This window comes from Streptomyces sp. NPDC102451 (assembly GCF_044765485.1).
Classification (GTDB): Bacteria; Actinomycetota; Actinomycetes; order Streptomycetales; family Streptomycetaceae; genus Streptomyces.
In genome coordinates, this window is record NZ_JBIWKD010000005.1 from 305,059 (window position 1) to 326,340 (window position 21,282).

Sequence of the window (21,282 nt, forward strand, 5' to 3'; positions counted from 1 at the left end):
GGGCCCCCCTCCCCCCCTCACCCCCCCCCCCGCGGGGCCGGGGCCGGGGCCCCCCCCCCCCCCCCCCCCCCCCCGCCCCGCCCGGGGCCCCCCCCGCCCCCCCCCCCCCCCCCCCCCCCGCCGGGGCCCCGCGCCCCCTTTTCTTCCTCCCCTCGCGGCTCGCGGCGGCCGCGTAAGCGGAACCGCCCCGGGCCGCAGTGGAGTTCGGGGAAAGAACGCGGAAACCCTCGGTGGCCCCCTGTGCGCTCCCTCAAGGGGTCGCCCCGTTCATCTTCCGGCGGGCGTCTTCCGGTCCGCCGGGGAGTTCGGCACCGTCCCGAACCCGGCGCGTGAATCGGTGCGAAGTCCCGGCCGTTCCGGGGCGCCGGGCGAACGGTTCACCGCCCAACACCCCCTGACCTGCGGCGATTCCATGCTTCGCTCATGGGGCATGCAGGGCGCACCGATCCGCGCAAGACCTCCGTCGGACACGTTCGCGTGACTTGCAGGACACACTCGGGCAACGGAAGCGTCTTCAACTCTTGACACCCACCCCCTTGAGGCAGCAATCTTCCGGCATCAGCGCATGGGAGCGCTCCCATATCGAACGAGGTTTTTCGCTCGTACGGGGACGGCACCGCCCATGTCCTCTCCGTACCACCGGCACCCGCACCCACCGGCGCGAATGCCGAGCAGATCGAACGCCAGTCCCACCCTGGAACCGCCAGTCCCACCCTGGAACAAGGAGTAGTGGAATGCGCATCACCCGCACCGTCGCAGGTCGAAGCCGCAGAACCGCCGTCATGGCTACCACGGGCCTCACGGCCGCCGCCCTGCTGCTGACCGGCTGCGGCGATTCCGGCTCGGATTCCGACGAGGCCGACGCGGACGGGAACATCACCCTGACCGTCGCCGACTTCGGACAGTTCGGGTACAAGGAGGCGAAGCTCTTCGAGAAGTACCACGAGCTTCACCCGAACATCACGGTCAAGGCGAACACCGCCGCCGAGGAGCCGGTCTACTACACCAAGTTCCTCCAGCAGCTCAACACGGGCAGCGGCCTGGCCGACGTCCACGGCATCGAGGTCGGTCGCGTCAAGGAACTCGTCGACACCAAGGCGGACGCCTTCGCCGACCTGTCCAAGGTCGTCGACAGCAGCCAGTGGGTGAACTGGAAGGCCCTTCAGGCGACCACCGACAACGGCAAGGTCATAGGCGCCGGCACCGACATCGGCCCGATGTCCATCTGCTACCGCCGTGACCTGTTCGAGAAGGCCGGACTGCCCACCGACCGCGAGGAAGTCGCCGCGAAGCTCACCGGCGGCTGGGAGGACTACCTCAAGCTCGGTGAGGAGTACCAGAAGAAGGCCCCCAAGGGCACCTTCTTCATGGACTCCGCCAGTGCCATGTACAACGGTGTGGTCAGCTCCAACTCGGAGCAGTACTACGCGAAGAACGGCGACCCGATCTACAAGGAGAGCGCCGGCGTCAAGGCCGGCTGGAAGCTCGCCTCCGAGGCCGTCGACAAGAAGCTGACCCAGGGCCTGGCCCAGTTCCAGGACCCGTGGAAGGCCGCCCTGCGCCAGGGCACCATGGCCACCGTCGCCTGCCCCGCGTGGATGGCCGCCCAGATCGCCGAATACTCCGGTGACGGGTACAAGGGCAAGTGGGACATCGCCCGCACCCCGGGTGACACCGCGGCCAACTGGGGCGGTTCGTTCCTCGCCGTCCCCGCGAAGGGCAAGCACGTCAAGGAGGCCGGTGAGCTCGTCAAGTGGCTGACCGCGCCCGAGCAGCAGGCCGCCGTCTTCAAGGCCGCCGGTCTCTTCCCGTCGAACAAGGGCGCCTACGACCTCCCCGACGTGAAGACCGCCAAGCTGGAGTACTTCAACAACGCCCCCATCGGTGAGATCTACGCCGACGAGGCCAACTCCATCCCCGCCGCCGTTCTCGGCCCGAAGGACGGCAACATCAAGGACGAGTTCGGCAAGCAGATCAACAACATGGAGCAGCGGGGCACCAAGCCGGACGCCGCCTGGGACGCCGCCCTCGAAGCCATCAGCAAGATCACCGGCTGATTCTCCGCCGGTGCGGGCGGCGGGACGCGTCCTCCACGCGTCCCCGCCGCCCGCGCCGGTGCCGGTCCACCCGCCGGCACGAGCACCCTCCGACACTCGCATCCGACCTGGCACAGGCCCGGGCCTGCCCCTGCGGTGTCGGTACACCCAGGGAAGGACTCCCACCCGTGGCAACCACGACCCCCACCCGGAGCGCGCACGGCCCACAGGGCGGCCGACGCGCTCCGAAGCCCATGACCCCCGGCCGCCAGGCGTGGCGCAGCCGGCTCTGGCGCTTCGACGACAAAGCATCGCCGTACGCCTACATCGCCCCGTTCTTCCTCGTCTTCGGCGCCTTCGGGCTGTATCCGCTGATCTACACCGGCTGGATCGCCCTGCACAGGGTGGAGATGACCGGCCTCGACCAGATGGAATGGGTCGGCTGGGGCAACTTCAGCACCATCCTGCAGGACTCCGAGTTCTGGACCGCGGTCACCAACACCTTCGTCATCGGCGTCATCTCGACCGTCCCGCAGCTGATGATCGCGCTCGGCCTGGCCCACCTGCTGAACTACAAACTGCGCGCCAGCACCTTCTGGCGCACGGTGATCCTCACCCCGTACGCGACCTCGGTGGCCTCCGCGGCCCTCGTCTTCGCCCTGGTGTTCCGGGCGGACGGCGGCCTGCTGAACTGGGTCCTCGGGTTCTTCGGCGCCGGTGAGACGAACTGGGTCAACGGCCACTGGACGTCCAACATCGCCATCGCCGTCATCGTGATCTGGCGCTGGACGGGCTACAACACGCTGATCTACCTCGCCGCCATGCAGGCCGTGCCGTCCGATCTGTACGAGGCCGCATCGCTCGACGGCGCCTCGCGCTGGCAGCAGTTCCGCAACGTGACGATTCCGGCGCTGCGACCGACGATCCTCTTCACGATCGTCATCTCGACCATCGGCTCGATGCAGCTCTTCGGGGAGCCGCTCCTGCTCGAGGGGGGCATCAACGGCGCGACGGGCGGCACCGAGCACCAGTACGAGACGCTCAGCATCTACCTCTACAACTACGGCTGGAACCTCGGGCACCTCGGTATGTCCGCCGCAGTCGCCTGGGCCATGCTCGTCCTGCTGCTGCTCATTGCCGCGATCAACTGGCTCGTCGGGCGCTTCGTGCGCAAGTCCGCGGCCTGACGGGGAGCGATACACATGACCACCACCAGCACCGTCACCGCGCCGGGCCACCGCCGCGTCTCCAAGGCCCCCGTCGGCAACGAACCCCAGCGCCGCCGCCGCTTCAAGCCCGGCGCCGGCCGTCAGCACCACGCGGGCCCCTTCGCCTACTTCGCCCTCGCCGTGGTCGGCATCGGCTCGCTGTTCCCGCTGTACTGGACGCTCGTGGCCGCGTCCCGTACCCAGGACGAGATCCTGGACTCCAGCCCGCCGCTCGTCCCGGGCGGCAACCTGGTCCACAACCTCCAGGCGGCCTGGGAGCAGGCCCACCTCGGCAAGGCCATCGTCAACACGGTGATCGTGTCCGCCAGCATCACGCTGGCGACCCTGTTCTTCTGCACCCTGGCCGGCTATGCCTTCGCCAAGATGCGCTTCAAGGGCCGTGGGGCGCTGATGACAGCGGTCATCGCCACGCTCACGATCCCCCCGCAGCTCAGCGTCGTACCGCTGTTCATGATGATGGCGGACATCGGCTGGGGCGGACAGCTGGAGTCGGTGATCTTCCCGACCCTGGTGAGCGCGTTCGGTGTGTTCTTCATGCGTCAGTACCTGATCGAGGCGCTGCCGTACGAGCTCATCGAGGCGGGCCGGGTGGACGGGGCGAACAACCTCCGCATCGTGTGGAGCATCGTGCTCCCGGTCGCCCGACCGGCCATGATGGTGCTCGGCATGCTCACCTTCGTGCAGGCGTGGAACGACTTCTTCTGGCCGTACCTCGCCCTGAACCAGGAGAACCCGACGCTCCAGGTGGCCCTCGGCCAGCTGAGCGCGTCCTACGTGCCCGACCAGAGCATCGTCATGGCGGGCGCGCTGATCAGTACCCTGCCGCTGCTCGTCGTCTTCGTGATCTTCGGCAAGCAGATCGTCGGGGGCATCATGTCCGGCGCCGTCAAGGGCTGACCCGCCCGTCCGTCGCGGTCCGCACCCGGCCGCCCCGTACGGCCTGTACCTGACCACAGGCCGTACGGTTGCCGGGTCCCCGCACTTCCCCGTCCACGTCCCTCCACCCCCATGGGAGCGCTCCCGCATGACAGCCGTACGACCCGACACCACCCCGAAGCAGGCGCCCGAGGCACAGTTCCCCACGGGCTTCATCTGGGGTGCGGCGACCGCCTCCTACCAGGTCGAGGGCGCCGCCGCCGAGGACGGCCGCACGCCGTCCATCTGGGACACCTTCAGCCGTACCCCCGGCAAGGTCCGCAACGGCGACACCGGCGACATCGCCGCCGACCACTACCACCGCTACCGCGACGACGTCGCGCTCATGAAGCAGCTCGGGCTGAAGGCGTACCGCTTCTCCGTCTCCTGGTCCCGGGTCCAGCCCACCGGACGCGGCCCCGCCGTCGAGCGCGGCCTGGACTTCTACCGCAAGCTCGTCGACGAGCTGCTGGACGCCGGCATCATGCCCGTCGCCACCCTCTACCACTGGGACCTGCCCCAGGAGCTGGAGGACGCCGGCGGCTGGCCCGAGCGTGTGACCGCCGACCGCTTCGCCGACTACGCCGCCATCGTCTCGGGCGCCCTCGGCGACCGCGTCGGCATGTGGACCACCCTCAACGAGCCGTGGTGCTCGGCCTACCTCGGCTACGGCTCCGGCGTGCACGCGCCCGGCCGCACCGAGCCCGCAGCGGCGCTGCAGGCGGCCCATCACCTCAACCTCGCCCATGGCCGGGCGATCGAGGTTCTGCGCGCCCAACTCCCCGCTTCCGCGCAGACCTCGGTCACCCTCAACCTCCACCAGGTCCGCCCGCTCACCGACAGCGAGGCCGACGCGGACGCCGCCCGCCGCATCGACGCGGTCGGCAACCGCGTCTTCACCGGTCCGATGCTGCGCGGGGAGTACCCCGAGGACCTCATCACCGACACCTCGCACCTGGTGGACTGGTCGAAGCTGGTCAGGGACGGCGACCTCGCCACCATCTCGCGCCCGGTGGACGCCCTCGGGATCAACTACTACACGCCGACCCTGGTCTCCACCCCGGTGGAAGGCGCGGACTACGCGCGCAGCGACGCCCACGGCGCCAGCGACCACTCCCCGTGGCCCGGTTCCGAGCACGTGGCCTTCCACCTCGCCGAGGGGAAGGAGCGCACCGCGATGGACTGGTCGATCGACCCCGACGGGCTCTACAACCTCCTCATGGACACCCACCGGGACCACCCGGGCCTCCCGCTCATGGTCACGGAGAACGGCGCCGCCTTCGACGACTACGTCTCGCCCGAGGGCAAGGTCGAGGACCCCGAGCGGGTCGCGTACCTCCACGGCCACCTCGACGCCGTACAGCGGGCCGTCGCCGACGGCGCGGACGTCCGCGGCTACTTCCTCTGGTCGCTGATGGACAACTTCGAGTGGGCGTACGGCTATTCGAAGCGCTTCGGTGCGGTGTACGTCGACTACGCCTCCCAGCGCCGCATCCCCAAGACGAGCGCCCACTGGTACTCCGACGTGATCCGCCGCCACGCGCTGCCCCCGGCCGGCACCGTCTGACGCACCCCGGACGGACAGCAGGAACAGCAGGAACAGCAGGAACAGCGGGGCCCGGCACACCGCCGGGCCCCGCTTTCCTCATGTCCGCTCCGGGTCCGCCTTACATGTTCGTCATCCGGACGACGTAGGCTTGGGAGCGCTCCCAAGAATGGTGGCGCCACAGTGTGACCGCTGGGTCGGGCCGGGTGCCGGGGGATCGGCCGGTGGGACTTGGTTTGGCCAACCCGCTGTGAGAAATTGACCGCGAACGGGAGGCAGCCATGGCGGCAGCGCGAGTACGGAGTGGCGGGCGGCCCACGCTCGAAGAGGTAGCGGCCCGGGCCGGAGTGGGGCGGGGCACGGCCTCACGCGTCATCAACGGTTCGCCGCGGGTCAGCGCACAGACCAGGGAGGCCGTCGAGGCGGCGGTCGCCGAACTGGGTTACGTGCCCAACCGGGCGGCCCGCGCACTCGCCGGCAACCGGACGGACGCCATCGCGCTCGTCGTGCCCGAGTCCGAGACGCGGTTCTTCGCCGAGCCCTACTTCTCCGACATCGTGCGGGGCGTCGGGGCGGCCCTCGCCGACACGGAGATGCAGCTGCTGCTGACCCTCGCGGGCAACGACCGCGAGCGCCGCCGGCTGGCCCAGTACCTCACCGCGCACCGGGTCGACGGAGTGCTCCTGGTCTCCGTCCACGCCGACGATCCCCTGCCCGACCTCCTGGAACAGCTCGGCATGCCCTCCGTGATCAGCGGCCGCAGGCACGCGGCGGAGACGCTGCCCTCGGTGGACTCGGACAACTTCGAGGGCGCCCGCGCGGCCGTCGACCACTTCATATCGCGAGGCCGCCGCACCATCGCCACGATCACCGGCCGGCTGGACGTCTACGGCGCCCAGCGCCGCCTCGACGGCTACCGCAAGGCGATCGCCTCGGCCGGCCTCGACCCCGACGAACGGCTGATCGCACCCGCCGACTTCAGCGAGGAGGGCGGCGCCCGTGCGATGCGGGAGCTGCTGGAGCGCCGCCCCGACGTGGACGCGGTCTTCGCCGCCTCCGACGTGATGGCCGCGGGCGCCCGCCAGGTCCTGCGCGAGTCCGGCCGCCGCATCCCGGACGACGTGGCCCTGATCGGCTTCGACGACTCGGCGGTGGCCCGCCACATGGACCCGCCCCTGACGAGCGTGCGCCAGCCGATCGAGGAGATGGGCCGCACGATGACCCGCGTCCTGCTCCAGGAGATCGCGAACCGCGCGTCCGGCGACGTCACCCAGGAGCGCCCGCGGATCGTGCTGCCCACGGAGCTGGTGGTGCGCGAGTCGTCCTGAGGCGGCGGGCCCTGTTCACGTAATGGGCAAAGTTTTCACAAGTCCTCCATGGGTGATCCACCCGGCCGATAAAGTTCCCGGAGTTCGGCGAACGTGTGACGCACCACACAACGTCACGCACTACTCTGCCGCGCGTGCGCTCCGGTCCGGCAGGGCATCTGGGGGGCCGCATGCAGAAGATGGTCAAAGGCGCGAACGTCGGGCTGGCCGCGCTCAGCGACGACGTCGGGTCCGTGATGATGAGCCTGGGGTGGAGCAGTCCGACGGGGGAGGGCGACGCCGATGTCTCCGTGCTGCTGCTGGACGGCAACGGCAAGGTACGCAGCGACGCCGACTTCTGTTTCTACAACAACCCGATCGCCGGCAACGGCAGTGTGCAGCTGCTCGGGAAGACCCCCACGGCTGACGGCAACGAGGACCGGATCAGCTTCGACCTCGACGCCGTACCGCCGGAGGTCGAGCAGATCGTGGTGGCGGCGAGCCGTTACGGCGGATCCCGTTTCGGGGATCTGAACGATCTCCATCTGACGCTCGCGGACAGCTCCGGTGACAGCCTGGTCCAGTTCTCCATCGAGGACGCGGGCGCCGTGAGCGCCTTCATCTTCGGCGCGCTCTACCGGCGTGGCGACGAGTGGAAGTTCCGCGCTGTCGGCCAGGGATACGCATCCGGTCCGGCCGGCCTGGCGGCGGACTTCGGGGTGGACATCGAGGGCGACGCCAGGACGACGGGCCCCGGCCCGCAGGCCGCGTCCCCGTCGGCGACTGTGCCCGCACCCCGGGCTCCGGAGCCGGCGGCCGACGCTGACGAAGCCGAAGCCGAAGCCGAGGTGGACGCCGAAGTCGAAGCCGACGTTGCCGGCGTCGCAGGTGACGATGACGCCGACCGGGAGTTCGTCGAGCACGAGCGTTCCGAGATAAAGGACTTCGTCAAGGGGCTCAGCCCGGACGACATCAAGTCGGGCGGATGGTTCACCAAGCTCAGTGCTCAGGCCCTGAGTTCCTACACCGACAAGGTCGACTGGAAGTACTTCCAGGAGCGTTACGAGGGCGTCCCCGCAGATGTCATCGTCGATCAGCGGGTCAAGATGGCGTCCCGGTACGCCGCGCTCGAAGGCGGGCTCTCCGCAGGCGCCTACTCGGCCGCCGTCGCCGCCACCATCGGGAGCCTCGGCGGTGCCTCGCCGGCCACCGTCCCGGCCGCCGTCGCGACCATGATGGTCGACGTCGCGTTCATCACCCGGCTCCAGCTCCGCCTGGCCTACGACATCGCCGTCCTCTACCGGGTCCCGCTCGATCTGTCCGACCCCGACGACATGTGGAAGCTCATTCGCGTCGCCCTCACGATCAAGACCGGGGAAGCGGTGCGGGGAGGCGTGACCAAGGCGGTCCCGGCCATGGTGCGACCGGTCATCAAGCGCTTCTACTCCGGGGCGGTGCTGAACGCTGCCAAGGGGCTCCCCGTCGTCGGGAAGTACCTCCTGAAGCGCAACGTCATCAAGATCGGCATCCCCGTGGTCGGCGTGCCCCTCGCGGTGGTGCTGAACCGCTACACGACGCTGCTCGCGGGACGGCACGCGCAAGCCGTCTTCCGGAACGAGGCGCGGGTGATCGAGATCGCCGAGCGCCTGACCGGGCGGAGCCGGCACCCGCAGTTGATGCTGTGGGTCGCTTGGCTCGTCGTCCTGGCGGACGAAAAGATCGCGGACGACGAGGCGTTGTTGATCCGGCACCTGGCGAGGCTGGTCCGGGATCAGCACCAAGTGGTCGACAGGCAGCTCGCTCACGTCGTCGACATCGACCGCGCCGAGGTATGGCGACGCGTGGACGCCGAGCCAGGGGATCTCAGCGACCTCCTCGACGTGGCCGAGCAGGTGGCCGCCGTGGACGGTGACGTCAACACGGCCGAGAACGCCGTGATCTCCGAGCTTCGGGACCGCTGTTGCCGGGTCTGACGCCGTAACACGTCGGCGGGTGGGCGGGCCTTGTTCACGTAACGGTGATGGCTCAGCTCGAAGCGCGGGGAGCCCGCCGTACCGGAGGCGCGGTCGACACCGCCCGCTGACGGAGCCACCGAAGAGGAGGGCCGACAGTGCTCTGTCGGCCCTCCTGGGGTTCGGTGTGTTCCGCGGTCCGGTCAGATCCGGCCGCCGGTGAGGCGGGTGATCGGGCCGGTGTGGGTCCTGGCCGTCTGCCGCCCGAGGGCGAACGCGCCGCCCACCAGGCCGCCGAGCCCCGCGGCGGCGCCCACCGCTATGGCCTTGCGGTGCTTGACGACGGTCCACGCCGTGGTCGCCGTCGAGGTCACCTTGCCGGCGGTGTCCAGGACGGTCTGCCGTCCCGTGTCCCAGCCGGCCGCGGCGGCCCGCTTCGTGGCCAGGCCGGCCGACCGCACTCCGGTCTCCGCCGATGCGGCGGCGTCCTGGGCGGACGACTTGGCCTTCGTGGCTGCGACCGCCGAGCCGGACTTGGCGTGGTCGCCGGCCGCCGCTGTGGTCCGTCGCCCCTTGGCGGCGGCCGTCCTGGCACCCGTACCGGCCTTCGCCGCAGAACCGTCTGCCTTCTTGGTGTCTTCGCTCTCTGCAGTCATGGTGTTCGTGTTACCTCTCGATGTGGGTCGAAACGGAGCGGTGGAATTCAGCCGGAATCCCGTGGGAGCAGCGAACCGAGCGGCCCCAGTTCCAGGTTGAGGTCCTCCATGGTCAGGTCGTAGCGCTCGCAGAGCTCCGCCATGCGGTCCTGGAGGATCATCAGGGTCATCCCGATGCGCTCCTCCTGGTCCTCACGGAGATCGCCCACGTCGACCCGGTGCAGAGCGGTGCGCTCCATGAGCTGACGCAGCAGTTCGACGATGGTCAGCACCAGCTTGATGAGGTCGCGTTCCACGGTCTCCGGGTCCGTCTCCAGGCGCTGTGCCAGTCCGCTGCGCGTGCTCGGCCCGTCGTCGGGTCCCGCGGGCACGAGATCGAAGGCGTGGGCCGCGGCCTGTGCGACCTCCTGGAGGCTCGTCGCCTGTGTACGAGGCGGTACCTCGCCGGGTTCCTCGGCCATCGACTGCTCCTCCCTCATTCGCCGTTGCCGTGCGGGGGCGTGTGAACAGCCCTCACCACGGGGCCGGTTCGTCCGATGTGACCGACCGGATCACGGCTCTCAGATTGATGTGCACCAGGTCGACGTCGGCGACGGAGAGGACCAGGTCCCCCGTGAGCACCGCCCCTCCGTTCAACAGCCGGTCCAGCAGGTCGATGAGCGCCACCTGACGCCCCGCCAGGGACTCGACCGAGTCGTCGGGCGGCGCGGAACGCCCGGCGTCCGGTCCGGCGAATCCCGCACCGGGCAGGGCGGCGCTCAGCTCGTCGTTCATCGCGGGTCACCACCGCCCGCCGCGGGCGTCGCGAAGGAGTACGGCGCCCACGGGCCGGTGATCTCGACGCGCACGCCCGGTACGTCGTCGGCGAGCCCCGTGAGAGCCGCGCGGAACGCGTCGGCCCGGGCGCCCGGGACGAGGTAGGCGTCGTTGACGATGTTCTCGCCCGCGGCCCGGGCGAGGTCGCCCTGCTGCGGACGGTGCGTGACGTGCGCCCTGGCGATGCCGTCCACCCGGGCGGGCACCTCGGCGGCCACCGAACCCGCCGCCCGGTAGGTCTCACGGTGGTTCTGCTGCTGGGCCCGGCGCCTCTGCAGATAGGCCCGCCCCGGGCTCGCCGCCGTATCCGTGTCCGGCCCCCGGCTGCCCACCGCGACCGCCTCACGCGGGTCGGCGTAGATCTTCACGCCGAGTTCCACGTGGCCTTCGAGGCGGCCGAGCAGCGCGGAGAACTCCGGCTCGCGTGCGCCGAGCATCTCCCGGACACGCCCGTCGTCGAGGTAGACCGTCACCAGGCGCATGGGCAGGACGGTCGCGTGCTCGTACGCGGCCTCGACGACCGCGTGGTGGGTACGGGCCAGGACTTCGAGCCGGTCGAGGTCCTCCATCTGCGCCTTCACGCCCTCGGTGCCGTACGCGACGGAGGGGACCGAGGAGACCAGGGCCACGAGCTCCCCGGCCCTGACCGTCCGCAGCGGGGTGCCCTCCAGGCCCGGCCGGCCGGTGAGCGCCGTCCCCAGAGGGGTTCCGGCCCGGCCGACGGCGTAGACGTAGGACATCTCCGGACCCGTCGCCGGGTCCAACTCCGCAGTCACTTCGACTCCTCACCTTCCGCGGTCCCCGCCTCGGCCCGCCCGGGCAGCGCGTCCTGGCCCACCCCGGCGGCCGAGGCACCGGGCAGCCCCACGGCCGCCCTCAGCTCGGCTATCTCGGCCCGCAGCCGTGCGTTCTCCGCCTCCACCGCCGAATCGTCCTGGGCCGCGCCATGTGCCTGTGGCGGCTGGGCGGGACGGGCGCGGGAGGAGAGCGAGGGGTCGTGCTCCCACCAGTCGATGCCCATCTCCTTGGCCTTGTCCACGGAAGCGACCAGCAAGCGCAGCTTGATCGTCAGGAGTTCGATGTCGAGCAGGTTGATCTGGATGTCACCCGCGATGACGACGCCCTTGTCCAGGACGCGTTCGAGGATGTCGGCCAGATTCGCGGAGGACTGCTGCTGGCCGTACGGGGACGCTGCCGAAGAGGCCCCCATACGGCCGGCCAGTGAATCGGACACGTCGGATCAGTCCCATCCGTACTGTAGGAGGAGCAGGTCAGCTGCGGGCGGAGGCGGTACGGCGGCGGCGGGCGCGCGGGGCGGGCTCCTCCGCCTCTTCTTCCGCGTCCTCGGCCTCGTCCTCAAGAGGCTCGTCCTCAAGAGGTTCCTCCTCCGCGTCCTCGTCCTCGTAGGCGTCGTCGGCGCGGGATTCGTCGGCGGGAGCTTCTTCCTCCGCGTCGTCGTCCTCCTCCTCGTACGCCTCGTCCTCCGGGGGGAGTTCGCCGTCCTCAGCGTCTTCGGTGTCCTCGTCGTCGTACTCCGCGGTGGCTTCCTCGTCGTTCCCGGACTCGGACTCCTCCGCCTCCTCGGAGCCGTTCTCCTCGGCGCGCGCCTCTTCCTCCTCGACGGCCTCGTCGTGGTCCACGACGACCTCCCCGTCGCGGATCTCACCGCGCCAGCCGTCGGTCGCCTCACCGCGCATCATGATGAACTTGCGGTAGAGCTTCAGATCGAGGCGGGCCCTGCGGCCCTGGGCGCGCCAGATGTTCCCGGTCTTCTCGAACAGCCCCTTGGGGAAGTACTCGATGACGAGCAGGACCCGGGTGAGGTCGTCCGTGAGGGCGTGGAACGTCACCACTCCCTTGACGGTCCCCTTGGCACCCTCGGTGGTCCAGGTGATCCGCTCGTCCGGCACCTGCTCGGTGACGTTCGCCTTCCAGCTGCGCGTGGACTTGGCGACCTTCACCTTCCAGTTGCTGCTGGTGTCGTCGGACTTCTCGACGCTGACGACGCCCTTGGCGAAGGTGCTGAACTCCTGGAACTGCGTCCACTGGTCGTAGGCCTCGCGCACCGGCACACCGACGTCGATGTCCTCGGAGATCGTGACGCTCTTCGACTTGCCCCCGCCGCCCTTGCGGCCCTTGCCGAACAGCCCCTTGACCTTGTCCTTGAGGGCGTCCTTCACATGGGAGGCTCCGGCGCTGAGCGCGGCCTGTGCCGGTGACTTGCCCTCGCTGAGCGCCTGACCGCCCTTGGCGAGGGTCTTCACCGCACCGCCAGGGGCGTCCTTGCCGTCCGCGAGCCGGCCGACCCCCTCGCCCAGCTTGTGGCCGAGGTTGGTGACCGCGTGCTGCGTCCGTGCCTTGAGGTAGTTCTGGAGCTCTTCCTTGAGGCGGTCGGTGGCGGGATTGTTCGCCACGTCGTCCTTGAGCTTGCTGAACGCGGAGTCAGCCATTGCTGCCACCCCGGTCCCGGCGCGCGTTCGACGAAGCCGTCCTGCGGGCCCCGGAGGCGGCCTTACGGGTCGCCGGAGCGGCCTTCTTCCGGGCACCGCCCGTGGACTTGGCCGTCTTCCTGGCCGCCGTCTTCTTGGCAGCCGTACGGCGCGGGGCCGGCTTCTCCTCCGTACCCCCGCCGTCCTCGTCGTCCTTGTCGCCGTCGCGCTCGTCGTCCTGCGCGTCCGGTGCGTCGCCCTCGCCCTCGTCCTCGTCGTCATCGGAGCGGTCGTCCTTGGCCTGGGCGCCGGAGGGGTCCTCGAGTTCGAGGGTGCGCTGGTGCAGGGAGTCGGCGAGGCCGGTCGCCCGCTGCGTGAGGGCGTTGGTGGCGGCCGTCTTCGTGGCGCCCACCAGCTCCTTGCGGACCTGTTCGTTGACGCCGCCGAGGAGCGGCGAGTCGGCCAGCATCCTGCCCAGCTGCCGCGGATCCAGGCTCAGCTTCTTGCCTGCCAGAAACATTCCGAAGCCGATGGCGAGCTTGGCCTTCTTCGTGCGTCCCAGTAGGTATCCGCCCACAAGGGCCGCACCTATCTTCGCATTGCCGGTCATCTGTCGAGCACCTCAATCTCCTCGATCAAGAATTTTCGTTGAGACGTCGCTGGTAGGTCTCGCACGCGTCGAGCCGGTCCAGCAATTCGTCCTCGCGACGGTCGAATTCTTCCTCGTCGATATTTCCGCTCAGCAGTTCACGTTCCAGCTCTGCCAGCTGCGTGCGTACGGGTCCCGGGTCGTAATGCTCGCGTTCGGCGGCCAGCACCACTTGGTCGAGGACCCATGCCGTGCCGCGCACCGGGGCCAGCGGAAGGGTGAGCAGTTGCGTAACGAGGCCCATGAAAAGTGCCTCCGCTCTTCGAGGGGATGTGCCTCAGACGAAGCTGTAGGGCGGAAGAGGGCCGTTCAGGGAGAACGCGTAGTCCTCACCTCGGCGCTCGGCCTCTTCATGGACCGCCTGGGAGAAAGCGGACGCCTCGTCGCGCCGTACGAGATAGGACACGTTCAGGAAATGTGTCTTCGTGGGCTCGCCTTCCGATACCCGTTCCGCGGCGGAGGAAAGCGTGTTCGCCACCTCCCTCGCCACCGCTTCCTGCCGGGCCTGGATCTCCTGCGACACGAGTTCGCCGAGAGCCATCTTCTGGTTCTGCGCACCCGGATTCTCCCGGGTGTACTCGCTGAGCCGCCGGGCCTCCTGCGATTCCGTGAGGATTTCCCGCAGCAGGCTCTCCTCGTCGCGCGAGACCTTCAGGTTGTACTCCAGGCGGCCGTCCAGTTCGGAGAGGCGGGCCGTGTAGCTGTCCTTGCCGTGATCGAGCGCGGCGCGTACCTGCTCGTCGTCGGGGCCCAGGAGACCGAACCGCATCGGCAGCGCCGCGCCGTCGGCCATCAGCCTCTCCAGCACGCTCTGGTGAGCGACGAGGTCCCGTCGCTTCGCCCGCAGATCGGCCGGGCTGTCGCTGACCACCGCGCCGAGCTCCCGCGTCCTGACGGTCCGCAGGTCGGCCGCCGGTTCCCCGACACCGGACAGGCCGTCCAGCCTCAGCGGGTGATCGGCCGCGGTGATGGCGTAGATGTAGGTCGGCATGGGTTACTCCTCCCGCCGCTGGGCCGTCCGGCGGCTGCTGCTCGAAGCGGAGGTCTTGCGCGCCGGCCGCTTCTCCTTCTCCTTGTCGTCGTCGGAGTCGTCACGGCCACCCTGGAAGGAGTCCGTGAACGCCTCGACCGCGCCGGTCAGCGCCCCCTTGGACTTGCCCTTGGCACCGCTCTCCATGGTGTCCCCGACGATGTCGGTGAGCTGGGCCGGGGCCTTGCGGCCCGACTCCAGGTCCAGGCGGTTGCACGCCTCGGCGAAGCGCAGATACGTATCCACGCTGGCCACGACGACACGTACATCGATCTTGAGGATTTCGATTCCGACGAGCGAGACACGAATGAAGGCATCGATGACGAGCCCCCTGTCGAGAATGAGCTCAAGAACGTCGTAGAGATTTCCGGATCCGCCCCCGCTGCTGTTGGAGGCGTTGCTCTGCTGTACGAGACTCATGGTCGGTCTTCCTTCCAATGAGTGGTGTCACGCGGTACGGCTGCTCGGCGGCAGATCGGCTCAGCGGTCGACCTGCCCTCGCGAGTACCGTCGAATTCGTTCGTAGCCCACGAGTTGACCCTGACCGTCGAGCCTCACGCGATAGGAGGCCATCACGCTCATGGTGTCCGGGATCTTCTCGATCTCGACGACTTCCACGTGCGCCGTCCAGCCGTCGTCCGTCGCATTCAGCGAAGAAACCGAATCGGGTTCACGCTGGAGGAGTTCGGCGAGCTGTTCGGCCGCGTTCCGCATTGCCGTGGAGACATCGACCCGGCCCTTTCCGCCACTGCCGCCGTGATCGCTCTTGGTGTTTTCGGTCGTCGCCATGTGTTCACCTGCCGCGCGTCATCGTGGCTTCTGTCGGCTTCCTGTCGGCTTCGTTCGGTCAGCCATTCGTTCGGGATGCAGTGCGCGTGCCCATGAGACCCGAACGTATGCGTGAACCCTCCGCACACCTTCCACACAGCTGCGGATTTTCGGCACGTAGCGGGCCGGGCCGCCGTCACCGGGCCCGTGCCGCCGGACGGACCACGGAGTGGACGCGAGGAGGCCCTGCCGCGTCGGGGGACAGCGCGGCAGGGCCCGAGGAGCCGGATGCCCGGTCCGTGGCTCTCCATGCGGGGCGCGGAGCGGTGTGGTGGGAGTCATCCGGACAGGACGTCGGGAGGGAGGAGCGCTCTGGGCGCCGGCCATCCGCCGAACCGTCCCCGAAGAGAAAAAGAATCAGCCCCTGACCCGTTTTCCCAGGTCAGGGGCGGGTCTGTCAAAACGGTTACCTGACATACCCCGTTTACCAGCACACCGCCTGAGCGTGGCGTTTATCCTCGCTGAACTCGCTGCTCCTTGATCGATTCGGCGCGTTTTCCTGTCTTGCCGACGCTGTGGTGCCCGGCCCGGTGCTTGTTCTTCGAGCCGACAGGCCGTCCCGGTCTTGGTTGGAACGGTTTCGGCGCAACTGCCGGACGGGGTGATCGTGAGCTCCGGGCCGGAGAACATATCTCTGTGGGGGTAGGGGCCGCCATTCCTTGCTGGGAAGGCGGTCCTCCCTCCGCGGCGCGGGTCAGCGCCGCGATCCGGATTGCGTCGCGAACGACCTCTCAGACGCCATGACCTCCGTGGCGCTCAGCTCCTGGGTCCCTATGACGGACAGCAGTTCCAGTTGCTCGGCTCCCGGGCTTCCGGGCGGGGCGGTGAACCACAGCAGGCGTTGCCGTCCGTCCTCGCTGAGGAGGTTGTAGCAGTCGAGTTCGATGACGCCGAGGATGGGGTGGACGATCTTCTTGTGGTCCATGCGGCGCACCGCGACGTCGTGGGTGTCCCAGAGGGCTGCGAACTCCTGGCTACGGCGGCGTAGCACGGCGATCATCTTCGTGACCTCCTTGTCCCGGCCGCGCCGGGCGGCCGCTGCCTGGAGGTCGGCCACGAACACCCGGGAGTGGTGCGGGTGATCCTCGGGCGGGAAGATCGCGCGCGCGTGCGGGTCGGTGAACCAGCGGTACACGAAGCTTGCCGTCGGGCCGCGGTGTGTCGGGGACTTGCCGAGCAGGGTCCGGGCCAGGTCGTTTTCCACCAGGGTTTCGTGCAGGTCGGTGATGACGCGCGCGGGGGTGTTGGACAGCCGGTCCAACAGTCCGAGAAGCGCGGGCTGCACGTGTGCCGACGGTCCCTGTGCTGATGGGGGGAGCGGCCGTTCGGCCAGGTGAAACAGGTGGTCGCGCTCGTCGCCGTTCAGGCGCAGGGCTCGGGCGAGGGCGGCCAGGGCCTGAGCTGAGGGCTGCACGCCGTTCTTTGCGCTGCCGCGTTCCAGCTCGGTGTAGTAGTCGACGGACAGCCCGGCCAGCTGCGCGACTTCCTCGCGGCGCAGCCCGGGGACGCGCCGGCGCGGGCCTTGGGGGAGACCGACCTCGGCGGGGCGGATGCGGTCGCGGCGTGTCCTGAGGAAGGCGCCGAGTTCTGGAAGGTTCACCCCTTCATGGTCGCTCGTACGCCGGAGCGCAGCCAGGGGGTGGCATCCCCTGGGTAAACGCAGCCCTGGCTAGGGATGGGGGGGCGGCCGATCGTGGAGGACGCAGCAGGGCAACGGCGAGACCGCGGCCCGACCCGCGTCCACCACAGGAGTCAGTAATGCCTGTCCCCACTTCCCTCGACGGGACCGCTGACCCGGCCCGGCCCTCCGCCTCACCCCGTGTCGCGATCGTCACCGGCGGCTCGCGCGGCATCGGCCGCCGGACCGTCGGCCGACTGGCCGCCGACGGGTACGCCGTCGTGGTCGGCTACGCCGGCAACCAGGACGAGGCCGAAGCCGCCGTGAAGGAGGCCGTCGCCAGCGGTGGCCGGGCGATCGCGGTACGCGCCGACGTCGCCGACGAACACGCCGTCGCGGCCCTGTTCGACGCGGCCGAGGCAGAGTTGGGCGGCATCGACGTCGTGGTGCACGCGGCCGGGCGGATGCACCTGGCTCCGATCGCCGAGCTGGACCTGACTGTCCTGGACGACCTGCACCGCACCAACATCCGCGGCACGTTCGTCGTCGTCCAGCAGGCCGCCCGTCGTGTGCGCCCCGGCGGCGCGATCGTGACGTTCTCCTCGTCCGTGGTGGGGCTGGCCTTCCCGGGCTACGGCGCGTACGCCGCCAGCAAGGGCGCGGTCGAGGCGCTGACGCTGATCCTGGCCCGGGAGCTGCGGGGCCGGGACATCACCGCCAACACCGTCGCGCCCGGCCCCACGGCCACCGACCTGTTCCTGGACGGCAAGGACGAGGAGACCATCGCCCGCCTGGCCGCCCAGCCCCCGCTGGAGCGACTCGGTACCCCTGCCGACATCGCCGAGTTCGTCGCCTTCCTGGCCTCCCCGGCCGGCCACTGGATCAACGGACAGGTCATCCGCGCCAACGGCGGAATGATCTGAGACCGCCCGCAGCCACCCCATCGACCAAACGAAAGGGCCCTGTCATGAAGAACGACGAGACCGGGAAGGTCATCCTCGTCACCGGGGCCTCCAGCGGCATCGGGGCACTGTCCGTGCGTGCTCCGGCCCTCGCCGGTCACACCGTGTGCGCGGGCATCCGCCAGATCGCGACCCGCAACGCGACCGCGGCGGCACATGGTCCTGGGCGCTGCCGAGGCGTTCACCACCGAGCAGTTCGCGGACCTGTACGACGTGCATGTCCTGGGCACCCAGCGCGTCAACCGCGCCGCCCTGCCCAAGATGCGCGGGCAGAGCGTCACCGACCCCTGGTGGGCGATCTGGGCAAGCGCCTGGCCGCGCTCATCCCTTCGGACGCCGATGTGACCGAGGTCGCCGAAGCCGTCGCGCACCTGATCGCGATGAAACACGGCACTCGGCCGCTGCGCACCCAAATAGACCCCAGCCGAGACGGCAGCGAAGTCGTCTCCGCGGTCGCCGACCGCCTCCGCGCCGGCTTCTTCCGCCGCATCGGACTGGACAGCCTGCTCACCACAGGCAGCTCCCTGTAACACCCCTTGGAACGCCCCACTGAGAGAAGGATCAACCAGCCATGCCTTTCGCGAACTTCAAGGTCCCCGAGAAGACCCTCACCCCGAAGCAGAAGGAGGAAATCGTCACCCGCACCACCGAGCTGTACGTCGAGATCTACGGCGAGCGCGCCCGCAACAACACCATGGTTCTGGTCGAAGAGGTCGCCGACGGCGGCTGGGGCATCTGCGGCAACGTGCTGACCCTCGCCATGCTTGGCGAGGCAACGCCGACCGACACCAACGGCGCCTGACCGCACCGGCGTCATTCGGGCAAGACGTCACCTGGAAACCGAGGACCCCCGGGTTCTCTGTCAAGTCCAGCGTGTTGAAGTAAAACAGTCCGCCCAGCAGCTCAGCGGATGACCGGGCTGCGGCGTTCGATCAGGACCACGTCGCGCCACTGGCCGATGCGCTCGCGCGTACCAATGACCCGGAACCCAGCCCGCTCGTGCAAGGCCCGGCTGGCCTGCTGGTCTCCGCGGCTGCTGCTGCTGCGGCCTTGAGCAGGGGGCGGCCAGTTCCGTAAAAGCCGGCAGGTCCGAGCCGGGGGCCGGGCGGATGGTGTCGCGTGCCAACGGGTGCAGCCGCGCGTCCAGCCCGGTCGCGGAGTGCCACGTCAGCCTGACACCTCCGCCGGTCGCCGGTCATCGCCGGCTGTGGCGGGGATGGCGTTGTCGATGAGGACGCCGGCGATGGGGCGGCAGTGGTAAGGCGTCGGCGTTGAGGACCCGGGTGCGGGCCGCGGCGCCGTCGAGGGGCGCCGCGGGCCGGGCGGGTGGCACGAGCAGGAGCCATCAGGAGGCCGGCTGCCAGCGCGGTGGCCCCCACACGCCGAGGCAGAACGGGCAGGTGACCAGTTCTGGGCCGGCCCAGACTACGCGGACGATAAGAGAACCAAACCGGCGAGCGCCCCATCTTCCTGCCGTAGGGCCCCGCTGGTCCGGGGCCCTGGCCCTGCGCGTGTCGATCTGCTCGGCGGCCTGCCGCCCAGCGAACAGAAGGAGCAGTCATGCGAAGCAACGTATGTGCATTATTTTCGGCAAGACGGAGGTCCTCGGGGAGATATGGCCTCTTTACTCTGTTCCTCTCGGTGGCGGTGATGATCACTGCAGCCGCGCTGCCCGGTGTCGCGCAGGAAGCCGCTGCGGCGGATGCCCCAGGGTGCTCGGCGCACGCCACGTCCTTCGCCACCGCGCCGGTGGAGGAGGGCACTACCGGCCTGCGCATGGGTTGCGCCCGCGACGCAGGAGGCCTCCGCGGGCTGGCGCGTGGTGACGACGACCTGGTGGCGGCTGTTGACTTCAATCCCGGGGACCGGCCGGAGCAGCTGCACGAGCTGATGCAACAACTGGTCGACACCACCAAGAAGGACCAGGCCAACGGGCTCTCCCTCGGCGATTCCCTCACGCTGCAGTCCGAACGGAACAGCATCGGCTACGACCAGCAGCCGGGCGACAGCACCGACTATGACGGCAGCGTGCAGATCGTCGGTGACAGCCTGGTGTTCGTCGTGCCGGCCGGCGACATCGCCGCTGCGGGCTTCGCGGACGGTTTCTGGAAGAAGTTTGTCGCGGGCCTGGTTGCTGGTGCCGCCGGGATCGCGGCCAGCGCACTGTGCCTGATCGCCCTGAATGCGAGCGCGGCCATTCTTGGCGCGGTCTGCGGCGCCGTGGGGGGAGCCGTGTCGGGGGGTGTCGGCGAGCTGCTGAATGCCGCCCTGGAGGACAAGCCGATTGACGCGGAGGTGTGGGGTTCCGTGCTGGGCAGCGCGATGGCAGGTGCAGTCGTCGGCGGAGCCGGCGGCTGGCTCCTGAAGTTCGTGACGGTCGAATCCACCTCCTTGGTCCTCAATATCCAGAAATCGCTGCGTGAGTGGGGGGCGAAGCTCGGGGCTTGGGGGAACCCGCTCGGAGCCGTTGCGAACATACTGCGTGACGGCAACGTGGCCGAACGGGTGACCGAAGCCGTCCGGCGGGGCGTTGGAGGGTTGGGCACCAGGGACGTAGCCCTGCGGGTCATGCCGCTGGGCGACTCCATCACCTACGGCACGGGCAGCACCAGCGGAGCCGGGTACCGGTCGACGCTGTACAGCAAGCTGAACGAGCAGGGCGAGGTGGAGTACGTCGGCTCGCAGTGGTCCGGGCCGGCGCTTTCGCCCAACTCCCACGAGGGGCACCCTAGCTGGCTGATCGGGGACATCGCCGGCATCGCGGACTCCGTTCTGACGACGTACCGGCCCAACGTGGTGCTGCTGCACATCGGCACCAACGACATGAGCAACAACATCGACCCCGACGGCGCGCCGGCCCGGCTCGGCAGCCTGATCGATCAGATCCTGCGGAACGACCCCAAAGTCACGCTGCTCGTCTCGACCATCGTGCCGTCCGCGTTTCCGGAGACCAACGCACGGATCGCCAGGTACAACGCGGCGATCCCCGGTGTCGTGGAGGCCCGGCGGGCGGCGGGCAAACACGTCCGGCTGGTCCGGATGAACGCGGTCACCACCGCCAATCTGGCCGACGGCCTGCACCCTGACAACCTCGGCTACCAGAAGATGGCGGCGGCGTTCTACGACGGACTCCTGAGCGCGGCCGAGGACGGCTGGCTGGCGGGACCTGGCGGGGGCGATGGCCCGGTCGGGGGGCCTGTCCAGGGGTTGTTCCCGCAGGGGACCATTGCCAGTGGAGTCGGTGCGACAGGCAGTCATATCCGGTTCGCGGACATCAACGGCGACGGCCGGGCCGACTACCTGAACGTT

General features: G+C 69.4%; 23 protein-coding genes and 1 pseudogene. 11 read left to right on the forward strand and 13 right to left on the reverse strand.

Translation table 11 applies throughout. The features are described 5' to 3' along the window. Positions 1-734: 734 nt before the first annotated feature. The 6 genes from ACIRD8_RS14310 to ACIRD8_RS14335 all read left to right on the forward strand — a co-directional run bounded on the left by ACIRD8_RS14310 (position 735) and on the right by ACIRD8_RS14335 (position 9,006). Positions 735-2,057, forward strand: coding sequence for an ABC transporter substrate-binding protein (locus ACIRD8_RS14310; protein WP_403990138.1), 1,323 nt, complete (start codon positions 735-737; stop codon positions 2,055-2,057). 167 nt (positions 2,058-2,224) lie between these two features. Further along, positions 2,225-3,223 carry a carbohydrate ABC transporter permease gene (locus tag ACIRD8_RS14315; protein WP_403990140.1) on the forward strand — a complete coding sequence of 333 codons (999 nt, stop codon included), beginning with the start codon at positions 2,225-2,227 and terminating at the stop codon, positions 3,221-3,223. Positions 3,224-3,238: 15 nt separating this feature from the next. After that, complete coding sequence (locus ACIRD8_RS14320; protein ID WP_403990142.1) at positions 3,239-4,162, forward strand: carbohydrate ABC transporter permease; 924 nt, start codon at positions 3,239-3,241, stop codon at positions 4,160-4,162. 127 nt (positions 4,163-4,289) lie between these two features. After that, positions 4,290-5,747 carry a GH1 family beta-glucosidase gene (locus tag ACIRD8_RS14325; RefSeq protein WP_403990144.1) on the forward strand — a complete coding sequence of 486 codons (1,458 nt, stop codon included), beginning with the start codon at positions 4,290-4,292 and terminating at the stop codon, positions 5,745-5,747. Between the two features lie 260 nt (positions 5,748-6,007). Further along, positions 6,008-7,054: a LacI family DNA-binding transcriptional regulator gene (locus tag ACIRD8_RS14330; protein WP_403990146.1), complete on the forward strand. Its 1,047-nt coding sequence runs from the start codon at positions 6,008-6,010 to the stop codon at positions 7,052-7,054. A gap of 170 nt (positions 7,055-7,224) precedes the next feature. Next, positions 7,225-9,006 (forward strand): TerD family protein, encoded by a 1,782-nt coding sequence (locus ACIRD8_RS14335; protein ID WP_403990148.1) that lies wholly within the window; start codon positions 7,225-7,227, stop codon positions 9,004-9,006. A 182-nt stretch (positions 9,007-9,188) separates the two neighbouring features. Here the strand turns inward: ACIRD8_RS14335 and ACIRD8_RS14340 are convergent, their stop codons facing one another. The 12 genes from ACIRD8_RS14340 to ACIRD8_RS14395 form a co-directional block, all read right to left on the reverse strand. Then, positions 9,189-9,641 carry a hypothetical protein gene (locus ACIRD8_RS14340; protein WP_403990150.1) on the reverse strand — a complete coding sequence of 151 codons (453 nt, stop codon included), beginning with the start codon at positions 9,639-9,641 and terminating at the stop codon, positions 9,189-9,191. Positions 9,642-9,688: 47 nt separating this feature from the next. Next, positions 9,689-10,102: a gas vesicle protein K gene (locus ACIRD8_RS14345; protein ID WP_403990152.1), complete on the reverse strand. Its 414-nt coding sequence runs from the start codon at positions 10,100-10,102 to the stop codon at positions 9,689-9,691. A 52-nt stretch (positions 10,103-10,154) separates the two neighbouring features. Next, the gene (locus ACIRD8_RS14350) at positions 10,155-10,415 is read right to left on the reverse strand and encodes a gas vesicle protein (RefSeq protein WP_403990154.1); all 261 of its coding nucleotides are present in this window, start codon (positions 10,413-10,415) and stop codon (positions 10,155-10,157) included. Beyond that, positions 10,412-11,233 (reverse strand): GvpL/GvpF family gas vesicle protein, encoded by an 822-nt coding sequence (locus ACIRD8_RS14355; protein WP_403990156.1) that lies wholly within the window; start codon positions 11,231-11,233, stop codon positions 10,412-10,414. The genes ACIRD8_RS14350 and ACIRD8_RS14355 overlap by 4 nt, the downstream gene beginning before the upstream one ends. Continuing rightward, entirely contained in the window at positions 11,230-11,691 is a 462-nt protein-coding gene (locus ACIRD8_RS14360; protein ID WP_403990158.1) for a gas vesicle protein, read from the reverse strand. The genes ACIRD8_RS14355 and ACIRD8_RS14360 overlap by 4 nt, the downstream gene beginning before the upstream one ends. A gap of 37 nt (positions 11,692-11,728) precedes the next feature. Continuing rightward, positions 11,729-12,907: an SRPBCC family protein gene (locus tag ACIRD8_RS14365; protein WP_403990160.1), complete on the reverse strand. Its 1,179-nt coding sequence runs from the start codon at positions 12,905-12,907 to the stop codon at positions 11,729-11,731. Beyond that, positions 12,900-13,496, reverse strand: a complete 597-nt coding sequence (locus ACIRD8_RS14370; RefSeq protein WP_403990162.1) for a hypothetical protein — start codon at positions 13,494-13,496, stop codon at positions 12,900-12,902. Before ACIRD8_RS14370 ends, ACIRD8_RS14365 begins: the two co-directional genes overlap by 8 nt. 25 nt (positions 13,497-13,521) lie before the next feature. Next, positions 13,522-13,779 (reverse strand): gas vesicle protein GvpG, encoded by a 258-nt coding sequence (locus tag ACIRD8_RS14375; RefSeq protein WP_403990164.1) that lies wholly within the window; start codon positions 13,777-13,779, stop codon positions 13,522-13,524. Positions 13,780-13,812: 33 nt separating this feature from the next. Then, the gene (locus tag ACIRD8_RS14380; protein ID WP_403990166.1) at positions 13,813-14,526 is read right to left on the reverse strand and encodes a GvpL/GvpF family gas vesicle protein; all 714 of its coding nucleotides are present in this window, start codon (positions 14,524-14,526) and stop codon (positions 13,813-13,815) included. Between the two features lie 3 nt (positions 14,527-14,529). Next, on the reverse strand, positions 14,530-14,985 hold the full coding sequence (locus ACIRD8_RS14385) for a gas vesicle structural protein GvpA (protein ID WP_403990168.1): 456 nt from the start codon (positions 14,983-14,985) through the stop codon (positions 14,530-14,532). A 60-nt stretch (positions 14,986-15,045) separates the two neighbouring features. Beyond that, on the reverse strand, positions 15,046-15,354 hold the full coding sequence (locus ACIRD8_RS14390; protein WP_403990170.1) for a gas vesicle protein: 309 nt from the start codon (positions 15,352-15,354) through the stop codon (positions 15,046-15,048). 733 nt (positions 15,355-16,087) lie between these two features. Continuing rightward, positions 16,088-16,993 carry a helix-turn-helix domain-containing protein gene (locus tag ACIRD8_RS14395; RefSeq protein ID WP_403990172.1) on the reverse strand — a complete coding sequence of 302 codons (906 nt, stop codon included), beginning with the start codon at positions 16,991-16,993 and terminating at the stop codon, positions 16,088-16,090. 158 nt (positions 16,994-17,151) lie between these two features. Here ACIRD8_RS14395 and ACIRD8_RS14400 point away from each other — a divergent pair, with 158 nt between their 5' ends. From ACIRD8_RS14400 to ACIRD8_RS14415, 4 genes are all read left to right on the forward strand, one after another. Then, the gene (locus ACIRD8_RS14400; protein WP_403990174.1) at positions 17,152-17,934 is read left to right on the forward strand and encodes an SDR family oxidoreductase; all 783 of its coding nucleotides are present in this window, start codon (positions 17,152-17,154) and stop codon (positions 17,932-17,934) included. Positions 17,935-18,129: 195 nt separating this feature from the next. Next, positions 18,130-18,318 carry a hypothetical protein gene (locus ACIRD8_RS14405; RefSeq protein ID WP_403990176.1) on the forward strand — a complete coding sequence of 63 codons (189 nt, stop codon included), beginning with the start codon at positions 18,130-18,132 and terminating at the stop codon, positions 18,316-18,318. After that, positions 18,264-18,503: a hypothetical protein gene (locus tag ACIRD8_RS14410; RefSeq protein ID WP_403990178.1), complete on the forward strand. Its 240-nt coding sequence runs from the start codon at positions 18,264-18,266 to the stop codon at positions 18,501-18,503. Before ACIRD8_RS14405 ends, ACIRD8_RS14410 begins: the two co-directional genes overlap by 55 nt. Before the next feature lie 41 nt (positions 18,504-18,544). Further along, positions 18,545-18,775: a tautomerase family protein gene (locus ACIRD8_RS14415; protein ID WP_403990180.1), complete on the forward strand. Its 231-nt coding sequence runs from the start codon at positions 18,545-18,547 to the stop codon at positions 18,773-18,775. A 101-nt stretch (positions 18,776-18,876) separates the two neighbouring features. On the opposite strand, the pseudogene ACIRD8_RS14420 reads toward ACIRD8_RS14415, so the two are convergent. After that, a pseudogene (locus ACIRD8_RS14420) lies at positions 18,877-18,999 on the reverse strand (N-acetyltransferase); the annotation flags it as partial. A 624-nt stretch (positions 19,000-19,623) separates the two neighbouring features. Here ACIRD8_RS14420 and ACIRD8_RS14425 point away from each other — a divergent pair. Further along, on the forward strand, positions 19,624-21,282 hold a 1,659-nt coding region (locus ACIRD8_RS14425; RefSeq protein ID WP_403990736.1), incomplete at its 3' end, for an SGNH/GDSL hydrolase family protein.